A 10,257-nucleotide genomic window follows, 5' to 3' on the forward strand; every position below is an offset into this window, starting at 1 on the left:
GCTCCCCCGCTCCCCGTCGGTCCCCCGTCGGTCCCCCGTCGATCTCGGTGACCCCACCCTAAAGTCACGGTCTGACAACGCCCGCCGCCGAGGTCACCGCATCGGTGGCAGCGCCCGGCACAGCGCGTCCAGCGCCGCCTGATAGCCGTGGTCGGGCGGGGTCGCGTAGCCGACGACCAGACCGTCCTGGGCGGGCATGGACGCGTCCGGGTGGCGGTACCCGGCGAGCCCGTCGAGAGCGATTCCCTGCCGGGCCGCGGCCTCCAGGGCGGCGCCCTCGGTGCCCGCCGGCAGTCTCAGGACGGCGTGCAGCCCGGCCGCGATCCCGGCGGCCGTGATGTGCGGGGCGTGCTCGTCGAGCGCGGCGAGGAGCTGGTCGCGGCGGGACCGGTAGCGCTGTCGCATCCGCCGCACATGCCGGTCGTACGCACCGCTGTCGATCAGGTCCGCCAGGGTCAGCTGGTCCAGGACGCTCGCCCACGCCTCGCGCATCCCCTTGGCCGCGAGCACCGGCTCGACCAGCTGCTCCGGCAGCACCATCCAGCCGAGCCGCACCGCCGGGGACAGGCTCTTGCTGACCGAGCCGAGGTAGACGACCCGCTCGGGGTCGAGCCCCTGGACCGCGCCGACGGGCTCGCGGTCGTAGCGGAACTCGCCGTCGTAGTCGTCCTCCAGGAGCACCCGGCCCCGGGCGCGCGCCCAGTCCACGGCCGCCGCTCGGCGCTCGGGGTGGAGCGGTCCGCCGGTCGGGAACTGGTGGCCGGGCGTGAGCAGCGCGGCCCGTACGCCTTTGAGCTCCGGGCGCCGGGAAAGCTCCGTCACGCGCGCGCCCTGCTCGTCGAGTCCGACCGGCACGGTCCGTACGCCCTCCGCGGCCAGCAGGGAACGGTGGAAGGCGAGTCCGTACGACTCCACGGCGACCGGGCCGCGCAGCACCTGGCCGCCGAAGAGCAGCCGCAGGGCGTGGGCGAAGCCGGAGCAGACCACGATGCGGTCGGGCGTGGTGCGCACTCCCCGTACGCGCGCGAGGTAGTCGGCGAGCGCCCGGCGCAGTTCGATACGGCCCTGGGGATCACCCGGGCCGAAGGCCTCGTTCGGGGCCGCGTTGAGCGCCCGACGGGCACAGGAGAGCCAGGGGCCACGCGGAAACGATCCGGCGTCCGGCTGGCCCTGCATCAGATTGTGGGCCGGTCCTGCCGCGGCCCGTGGCGGCGGCTCCACGGCCACGCGCGCGGGCCGTACGGGCTCGGCGCGGGGCGCCACCCGGGTGCCCGAGCCCTGTCGCGCGGTCAGCCAGCCCTCGGCGACGAGCTCCGCGTACGCCTGGGAGACGGTGTTCCGGGCGATCCCGAGATCGGCGGCGAGCGAGCGGTAGGGCGGCAGCCGGGTCCCGGGCGCCAGCCGTCCGTCCTGGACGGCCGAGCGCAGCGCGCGCGTGAGGGCGGCCCGACGACTGCCGGATCCGGCCAGTTCCACGTGGAGGTCGGCACCGATCCGCTCCGCGGAATTGACCCATGAGTCCGCCATGAAACACCCGCCCTGTACGTGGTCGCCGACAGCTCAGCCTAGGGGGCGCGATCATCCGGGGAGTCCACGTCAAGCTCCACACTTGAACGGCACGACAGGCCCCGCTGGTCGTGAACATGCCCTGCTCCAGCGGCACTTGAGCGCCGGTGGAAGGCGTGCCGTACTGGCCAACTGCCCCACCCCTGGCGCGGGTTCCGTGGCAGGATTCCGAGCCCTCGGACGCGGGGGATCACGGGGGGAGGTCCGCGGGGGATCGAAGGACCCCGGATGATCCCGGAGCGACCGCAGGGCTCAGGAGATCGATGAGGATCACAGGGGAGAGCAAGGCATGATCACACGCAGGTCGTTCATCGGGATGGCGGGCGCCGGGGCCGCGGCCCTGTCGCTGTCGGGGTTCACCACCGCCACCGCCACGACCGCCAGCCAGTGGGACCGGCTGCGCGCGAATCTGACGGGCACACTGGTGCTGCCGTCCGACGCCTCGTACACGGCGGCCAAGACCGTCGAGTACGGCCAGTACAGCCTCACCAATCCGCAGGCCGTCCTGTACGCGGCGAACGCCAACGACGTGACGACCGGCCTGATCTTCGCCCAGTACCACGACATTCCGGTGACGGCCCGCAGCGGCGGCCACAGCGGCGGCGGCTACTCCACCACCACCGGCCTGGTCATCGACGTCTCCCGGCTGAACGCGGTGAGCGCCGGCTCCGGCACGGCGACCATCGGCGGCGGTACGCAGCTGGTCGACGTCGTCAACGGCCTCGGCGCGAACGGCCTCGCCATCCCGGGCGGCATGTTCCCGACCGTGTCGGTCGGCGGTTTCCTCCAGGGCGGCGGCGTCGGCCTGCTCACCCGCAACTCCGGGCTCGGCGCCGACAAGGTGACCGCGGCCAAGGTCGTCCTCGCCAGCGGCCGTCAGGTCACCGCCTCGCCGACCTCCAACCCGGACCTGTACTGGGCGATCCGCGGTGGCGGCGGCGGCAACTTCGGAATCGTGACCCAGTACACGGTCACCCCGACCGCCGTCCCGAACCTGAACGTGGCCGAGCTGCTGTTCAGTTACGACCACGCGGTCGGCGCGATGCACGGCCTCACGCAGTGGCTGGAGACGGCGCCCACCACGTTCGGCAGCCGCTCCAACATCGATCTGTTCGACTCGGCGGCGGGCAACGCCCCGCTGGTGACGCTCCTGGTCACCTCGATCGGTACGCGCGCGGAGTTCGACACCGAGATAGCCCGGCTGATCGCGCTGACCGGCGCGGCCCCGATCCAGCAGAACGTCTACACGGACACCTACAAGTCCGCGATGATGAAGATCTTCGGGTGCGGTTCGTACTCGCAGCAGCAGTGCCACAACAACACCTGGGACCCGGCGAACGGCAAGCTCGCCCCGTTCGGCCATGTCCTGGGCCGCGGCCGGCTGCTCAGCAGGTCCCCTTCGGAGACCGAGTGGGCGCGGCTGGTCGGCGTGTTCGACACCGAGCGCACGGCCGGCCACTTCCACAAGTTCGAGATCATGGCGCTGGGCGGCGCGGCCAACAAAGTCTCGCGCGCGTCCACCGCGTACGTGCACCGCGACAGCACCCTGCTGATGTCGTACTACACGTTCGCCTTCGGCATCCTCTCGGGCGACCAGCTCGCCTCCGGCCAGCGCTTCGTCGACAACGGGTTCACCGCGGTCGACCCGATCTCCGGGGGCGAGTCCTACCAGAACTTCATCGACCCGGCGCTGACGGACTGGCGCCAGGCGTACTACGGGGCGAACTACGACCGCCTGTCGTACATCAAGTCCAAGTACGACCCGTACGGCGTGTTCTCGTTCGCCCAGGGCATCGACTGACCCGGACCCCGGAGGTCAGCGCAGCAGCTGAGGCCAGGCCGGAACGTCCACGGCCTGGCCTTTGGTCGCGAACATGAAAGAACCCCAGGTCACGGCGAGTGAGTCCTGGGGTTCTTCCGGAGCCGCCTTCGGGATTCGAACCCGAGACCTACGCATTACGAGTGCGTTGCTCTGGCCAACTGAGCTAAGGCGGCGCGCCGTGCGCACCATGGTGCGATCAGCAACGCGGCCAAGTCTACACAGTTCCGCGGGGTGCTCCTGACCACCCCTGTTCGAGGGACTCGCGCAGCTCAGGTGCACTTCTTGTCGGCGGGTGGGGCCGTGCCCTCAAGGAGGTAGGTGTTGATCGCGGTGTCGATGCAGTCGCTGCCCCGGCCGTACGCCGTGTGGCCGTCGCCGTCGTAGGTGAGGAGCCTGCCGGAGGCCAACTGGGAGGCGAGGGCCTTCGCCCATTTGTAGGGGGTCGCCGGGTCGCGGGTGGTGCCGACCACCACGATCGGCGCCGCGCCCTTCGCCTCGATGCGGTGCGGGGTGCCGGTGGCCTTGACCGGCCAGTACGCGCAGTTCAGGATCGCCCAGGCGAAGCCCTCACCGAAGACCGGGGAGGCCTTCTCGAAGGACGGGAGCGCGGCGGTCACCGCGTCGGGGCCGGAGAAGGCGGGGGGCAGGTCGAGGCAGTTCACGGCCGCGTTGGCGTACATGAGGTTGGCGTACTTCCCCTCCGCGTCCCGCTCGTAGTACGAGTCGGCCAGGGCCAGCAGGCCCCCGCCGTCGCCGTGCATCGCGCGCGTGAGGCTGGAGCGCAGTTCGGGCCAGGTCGCCTCGTCGTACATCGCGGCAATCACACCGGTCGTGGCGAGCGACTCGCCGAGCTTGCGGGACTCGCCCGTCTCCACCGGCTTCGCGTCGAGCTCCGCGAAGAACCTCTTCAGGCGCGCCGACGCGTCCGCCACCGAGGCCGTGCCCAGCGGGCAGTCCTTGCGCGGGACGCAGTCCGCAGCGAACGACTGGAACGCCGTCTCGAAGCCCGCCGTCTGGTCGCGGTTCATCTCCAGGGCCGGCAGGGACGGGTCGATCGCCCCGTCGAGGACCAGGCGGCCGGTGCGCTCCGGGAACAGCTCGGCGTAGGTCGCGCCCAGGAACGTGCCGTAGGAGGCGCCCACGTAGTGCAGCTTCTCGTCGCCGAGGAGCTGCCGCAGGATGTCCATGTCGCGGGCCGCCTCGATGGTGGAGACGTGCGGCAGGATCTTGCCCGAGCGTTTCTCGCAGCCCTGCGCGAACTTCTTGAACGAGGTCTCCAGCGCGGCCTTCTCGGCGGCGTCGTCCGGGGTCTGGTCGACCTGGGTGTACGCGTCCATCTCGTGGCTCGTCAGGCATTCGACGGGCTCGCTGCGGGCCACGCCGCGCGGGTCGACCGCCACCATGTCGTACCGCGCCCGGACCGGGGCGGGGTAGCCCAGGCCCGCGTACTGCTGGAGGTAGCCCACGGCCGTGCCGCCCGGCCCGCCCGGGTTGACCAGGAGCGAGCCGATCCGCTTGCCCGGGCCCGTGGCCTTCTTGCGGGCGACCGCGAGTTTGACGGCGGTGCCCGTCGGATCGGCGTAGTCGAGCGGCGCCTTCATGGTGGAGCACTCGAAGCCCGGTACGCCGCACTCCCGCCAGTTGAGCTTCTGCTCGTAGTACGTACGCAGCGCGGCCGTGGCCTGGGCGCCCGCCGCCGAGGTGGTGGAGGCCGTCGCGGTGGTGGACGAGCCGCCCGACGAGCATCCGGAGACGAGGAGTCCCGCGGTCGCGACGGCGAGGGCGGAGGAACGGAGCAGACGCCTGGTGTCCATCCCCGGAGCGTAACCGGGGAGTGACGGCATGTGCCCTGTCGGCGGGGGCACGAGGGCTCGTACGAGTGAGCCGGTCAATGCGGGCGACCGCGTGTCGGGCCACGGTCCCGGCGGCTCAGGCCCACCGGCTCAGGCGCACCGGCCCAGACCCGGCGGCCCAGACCCAACGGCTCAGGCCCGGCGGCACAGGCCCGGCGGCACAGGCCCGGCGGCTCAGCCCGCGCGCAGCGCCAGCGTCATCGCCTCCACCGCGAGCAGCGGCGCCACGTTGCGGTCCAGCGCCTCGCGGCAGGCCAGGACCGCCTCTATCCGGCGCAGGGTGCCCTCGGGTGTGGAGCCGCGGGCGACGCGGTCCACTCCGTCGCGCACCTCCTCGTTCGCCAGGGCGATACGGGAGCCGAGCTGGAGCGCCAGGACGTCCCGGTAGAAGCCGGTGAGGTCGGTGAGGGCGAGGTCGAGGCTGTCCCGCTGCGTACGCGTCTTGCGGCGCTTCTGGCGGTCCTCCAGCTCCTTCATCGCTCCGGCGGTACCGCGGGGCATACGGCCGCCGGCCTGGCCGCCGAGCGCCGCCTTGAGGTCCTCGGTCTCCTTGACGTCGACCTCTTCGGCGAGCTGCTTGGCGTCCTCGGCGGCGGTGTCGACCAGCTCCTGGGCGGCCTTGAGGCAGCCGCCCACGTCCTCGACCCTCAGCGGCACCTTCAGCACGGCGGCCCGGCGGGCCCGCGCGCGCTCGTCGGTGGCCAGCCTGCGGGCCCGGCCGATGTGGCCCTGGGTGGCGCGGGCGACGGCGAGAGCGGTCTCCGCAGGGATGCCGTCCCGGCGGATCAGCACATCGGCGACGGCCTCCACCGGCGGTGTCCGCAGCGTCAGATGGCGGCAGCGCGAGCGGATCGTGGGCAGCACATCCTCCAGCGAAGGCGCGCACAGCAGCCACACCGTGCGCGGCGCGGGCTCCTCCACGGCCTTCAGGAGCACATTGCCCGCGCCCTCGGTCAGCCGGTCGGCGTCCTCCATGACGATCACCTGCCAGCGGCCGACGGCGGGGGAGAGCTGGGCGCGCCGGACCAGGTCGCGGGTCTCCTTCACGCCGATGGAGAGCAGATCGGTGCGGATGATCTGCACGTCCGCGTGCGTACCCACCAGCGAGGTGTGGCAGCCGTCGCAGAACCCGCAGCCGGGCTGACCGCCCAGCGCCCGGTCGGGGCTGACGCACTGGAGCGCGGCGGCGAACGCGCGCGCCGCCGTGGAGCGGCCCGATCCCGGCGGCCCGGTGAACAGCCACGCGTGCGTCATCTTCGACGCGTCCGGAACGGGCTCTCCGGCCGAGACCGCGGTCACCAGCGTGTCCGCGTCGCGCGCGGCGGCGGCCAGCTGCTCCTGCACCCGGTCCTGGCCGACCAGGTCGTCCCACACCGTCATGGGTCACCGCCTCCGCGCTCTGTTCCGCCCCGTACGTCCCCGCTACGACCCCATTGTGAGGGAGGGGTCGGACAATCCCGTCCGGGACGGCCTTCCCGCAGGTCAGCGGCGGCGGCCCCGGCTGCCGTCCTCGTCGTCGGGGTGCGGCCCGAGCAGTTCGTCGGCGAGGGTGGGCAGATCGTCGAGCGGGGTCTCCTCGGCCCAGTCGGAACGCCGCTTGGGCCGCCTGGCACCCTTCTTCGACTGCGCCCCGGACCCGGCCCCCGTCTCCGCGCCGGACTCCGCGCCCAGCCGCTCGGGGTCGACCTGCGGCAGCTCCCGCGTCCGCTCGTTCGCCCGTTCGGGCTGCTCCGGCCCGGACCTCTCCCGCTCGTCGCGGAAGATCCCGGGCGGGAACCGGCCGGCGTCCCCGGCCCCGTCCCGTACGGGCGGCAGCACGGCCGTCTCCTCCGCGTCCCGTACGGGCGGCAGCACGGTCGTCTCGTCGGCCTCGGCCGGGACCTGCGGCAGCACCGTGGTCTCGGCGGCGTCCGGGGCGGAGGTCTCCGCGCCCGGCACCCGGACTTCCTGGGTGACCTCGTTGGGGCTGACCCCGGGGCCGGCCTCACGGGCCGCGGCCGGGTCCACGACAGGTGTCGGGACCGTCACCTCGGCGGCCGACTCGGCCACGGGCTTCCGCTTCGCGCGCGTGGCCGCGGTGGGGTCCGTGCTCTTCGCCGCAGCCGCAGCCGGGCTCGCGCCCGCGTCCGCGGCCTTCGACGCCGCCGCGGAGGTCGCGGCCGAAGCCGTCGCCGCCGCCGCGGTCGCCGCGGTCGCCGCCTCGGCGAGACGCCGGGCCTCCTCCGCCCGCCGCAGCGCCTCCTCGGCCTTGCGCTGCTTCTCCAGGCGGCGCTCCTCGGCCTCGGCGCGCAGCCGGGCCTGCTCCTCGGCCTGCTTGCGCAGCCGTTCCTGCTCGGCCGCGGCGGCCTTGGCCTCCGCCTCGCGCCGGACGCGCTCCTCCTCGGCGAGACGCCTGGCCTCCTCGGCCCGCAGCCGCGCCTCCTCGGCCTGACGCTCCTCCTCGCGGCGGCGCGCCTCCTCCAGCTCGCGCCGCTTGCGCTCCTCCTCCTCGGCGCGCAGCTTGGCGAGCTGCGCCTGCCGCTCACGCTCCAGGCGCTCTTCCTCGGCCTTGCGCGCGGCCTCTTCCTCGGCCTTGCGCCGGGCCTCCTCCTCGGCCGCCCTGCGCGCCTCCTCCTGGGCCTTCACCTCGGCCTCGGAGAGCGGCAGCATCCGGTCCAGCCGGTGGCGTACGACGGTGGTGACGGCCTCGGGCTCCTGGGACGCGTCCACCACCAGGTAGCGGGACGGATCGGCAGCCGCGAGGGTGAGGAACCCGGCCCGTACGCGCGCGTGGAACTCGGGCGGCTCCGACTCCAGCCGGTCCGGGGCCTCGGTGAACCGCTCGCGCGCGGTCTCCGGCGCCACGTCGAGGAGCACGGTCAGGTGCGGTACGAGTCCGTCGGTCGCCCAGCGGTTGATCCTGGCGACCTCCGTCGGCGACAGATCGCGTCCGGCGCCCTGGTAGGCGACCGAGGAGTCGATGTAGCGGTCCGAGATGACGATCGCGCCGCGCTCCAGGGCGGGGCGGACCAGCGAGTCGATGTGCTCGGCGCGGTCCGCCGCGTACAGCAGGGCCTCGGCCCGGTTGGAGAGCCCGGCGCTGGAGACGTCGAGCAGGATCGAGCGCAGCCGCTTGCCGACCGGGGTGGCGCCCGGCTCGCGGGTCACCACGACCTCGTGGCCCTTGGCCCTTATCCACTCGGCCAGCGCCTGCGCCTGTGTGGACTTGCCCGCGCCGTCGCCGCCCTCCAGGGCGATGAAGAAGCCGGTGGCGGCCGGGGCCTGCACCGGGTCGGCGCCGCGCACCGCGTCCCGCAGGTCGCGCCGCAGCGGGACGCCCTGCCGGTCGTCGGTCTTGGCCAGCACGACCGCGGCGACCGGCAGCAGCAGCGCGCCGACCAGCATCAGGGTGAAGCCGGCGCCGCCGTGCGCGAAGACGAACCCGTCACCCGCGAGGCGGTGCGGGCCGATGGCGGCGGCGACCAGCGGGGCGAGGATCGCGCCGAGCCCGATCGCGACCCGTACGACCGCCTGGAGGTGGTCGGTGGTGCGGGCCCGGCGGTACTCCTCGGTCTCCTGGTCGATCAGCGTGTGGCCGCTGTTGGCGGCGACACCGGCCGCGAGACCGGCGGCCAGCGCGATGAACAGTACGGTCGCCGTGTCCGGTACCAGGCCCATCGCGAGCAGCGCGACACCGGTGAGGGCGATGGCGAGGGCCAGCAGCCGCCGACGCGAGAGCACCGGCAGCACCTTGGGCGCCACGCGGACGCCGGCGCCCGTGCCGCCGACCAGCGCGAGGACCAGCAGGGCGAACGAGGCCGGGCCGCCGTCCAGGTCCGCGGCGTGCAGTACGGCGACGGCCGCCGCGGCGGCGATCGCGCCCGCGACGGCGCCGCAGGCCAGGACGAGCAGCGGGACCGCGCCCGTACGCCCCCTGTCGGGACCGGCGCCGGTCGAGGGCCTGCGCAGGCCCTCCAGCGGCGAGCGGGCGCGCGGAGTGACCGAGTCCGGGAGTTGGAGCATCGCCAGGACGGAGACGGACGCGGCGAAGAGTCCGGCCGCCAGATACGAGCCGAGGGCCGCCTGGTGGAGCGTGAACCAGTCGACGCCCTTGCCGAACCCCTTGCTGACCAGCGCGGCCACCAGCAGAGCGGCAGCCGCCGCGGGCACGGAGGCGAACGTCGTACGGAGCGACAGGCGCCGCAGCGCGTCCAGGTGGTCCGGCAGGGGGCGCACAGCGGCGCCCTCCAGCGGCGGCGCGGGCAGCAGCGCGGGCGCCGCGCTCTCCTTGCACACCGTCCAGAAGCGTTCGGCGGCCCCGGCCACGAAGGCGGTTCCCAGCACGAAGAAGAGCGCGTCGTCGGGGGTCCAGTCGATCCACAGCGGCGCGATGATCAGCAGCGCGGCGCGTACGCCGTCGGCCCCGATCATCGTCCAGCGCCGGTCCAGCGGGCCGCTGGGCGCGGTCAGCGCGGAGACGGGTCCCAGCAGCAGCGCCCCGAAGAGGAACGTCGCGAGGACGCGGGCACCGAGCACCGCGGCCACGGCGAAGGCCGCGCCCCGGTAGCCGCCGCCGAGGGCGTCCTCCAGGACGGCCGCCTGGAGCGCCAGCAGCAGCAGGACGAGGACGGCGAGGGCGTCACCGATCCCGCCCACGAACTGCGCGCTCCACAACCGCCGCAACGGCGGAATGCGCAACAGGGCTCGTACGGACCGCTCGCGGGAGTCGGCGGCTAGGGCGTCGGAGACGGGGCTCACGACCGGGGGGGTCGTCCCTGCGCCTTCGGAGCTCTGGGGATGCTCGGCTCGCGTCATCCGCCCAGCCTATCCGGAGCGCCCAGGTCCCCGAGGGGCCGCCCGAACATACGGGCGGGATCCTCGCGCACAGGCGGGGGGGGGGGGGGGGGGGGGGGGGGGGGGGGGGGGGGGGGGGGGGGGGGGGGGGGGGGGGGGGGGGGGGGGGGGGGGGGGGGGGGGGGGGGGGGGGGGGGGGGGGGGGTGGGGTACGGGGCTGGGGGTATGACCAGGTAGAGAGGG

At 73.9% G+C, this 10,257-nt stretch carries 5 protein-coding genes and 1 tRNA gene; 1 reads left to right on the forward strand and 5 read right to left on the reverse strand.

What is annotated here, in order from left to right:
* Positions 1-93: 93 nt before the first annotated feature.
* Complete coding sequence (gene pdxR, locus ACZ5ID_RS26905; RefSeq protein WP_468902839.1) at positions 94-1,527, reverse strand: MocR-like pyridoxine biosynthesis transcription factor PdxR; 1,434 nt, start codon at positions 1,525-1,527, stop codon at positions 94-96.
* Positions 1,528-1,855: 328 nt separating this feature from the next.
* Between pdxR and ACZ5ID_RS26910 the strand changes: the two genes are divergently transcribed.
* A complete protein-coding gene (locus ACZ5ID_RS26910; RefSeq protein WP_468902841.1) occupies positions 1,856-3,367 on the forward strand; it encodes an FAD-binding oxidoreductase in 1,512 nt (503 codons plus the stop codon).
* Positions 3,368-3,487: 120 nt separating this feature from the next.
* Here ACZ5ID_RS26910 and ACZ5ID_RS26915 read toward each other — a convergent pair.
* The 4 genes from ACZ5ID_RS26915 to tmk form a co-directional block, all read right to left on the reverse strand.
* A tRNA-Thr gene (locus ACZ5ID_RS26915) sits at positions 3,488-3,561 on the reverse strand.
* A 96-nt stretch (positions 3,562-3,657) separates the two neighbouring features.
* The gene (locus tag ACZ5ID_RS26920) at positions 3,658-5,202 is read right to left on the reverse strand and encodes an alpha/beta hydrolase (RefSeq protein WP_468902843.1); all 1,545 of its coding nucleotides are present in this window, start codon (positions 5,200-5,202) and stop codon (positions 3,658-3,660) included.
* Positions 5,203-5,415: 213 nt separating this feature from the next.
* On the reverse strand, positions 5,416-6,621 hold the full coding sequence (locus ACZ5ID_RS26925) for a DNA polymerase III subunit delta' (RefSeq protein ID WP_468902846.1): 1,206 nt from the start codon (positions 6,619-6,621) through the stop codon (positions 5,416-5,418).
* A gap of 102 nt (positions 6,622-6,723) precedes the next feature.
* A complete protein-coding gene (gene tmk, locus ACZ5ID_RS26930; RefSeq protein WP_468902849.1) occupies positions 6,724-10,035 on the reverse strand; it encodes a dTMP kinase in 3,312 nt (1,103 codons plus the stop codon).
* Positions 10,036-10,257 lie beyond the last annotated feature (222 nt).

Source organism: Streptomyces sp. NPDC031670 (assembly GCF_055580545.1).

What these genes read in the sequence shown, in the direction of transcription:
- pdxR (WP_468902839.1), bottom strand. Translation starts at nt 1,527, where the DNA reads ATGGCGGACTCATGGGTCAATTCCGCGGAGCGGATCGGTGCCGACCTC.
- ACZ5ID_RS26910 (WP_468902841.1), top strand. Translation starts at nt 1,856, where the DNA reads ATGATCACACGCAGGTCGTTCATCGGGATGGCGGGCGCCGGGGCCGCG.
- ACZ5ID_RS26920 (WP_468902843.1), bottom strand. Translation starts at nt 5,202, where the DNA reads ATGGACACCAGGCGTCTGCTCCGTTCCTCCGCCCTCGCCGTCGCGACC.
- ACZ5ID_RS26925 (WP_468902846.1), bottom strand. Translation starts at nt 6,621, where the DNA reads ATGACGGTGTGGGACGACCTGGTCGGCCAGGACCGGGTGCAGGAGCAG.
- tmk (WP_468902849.1), bottom strand. Translation starts at nt 10,035, where the DNA reads ATGACGCGAGCCGAGCATCCCCAGAGCTCCGAAGGCGCAGGGACGACC.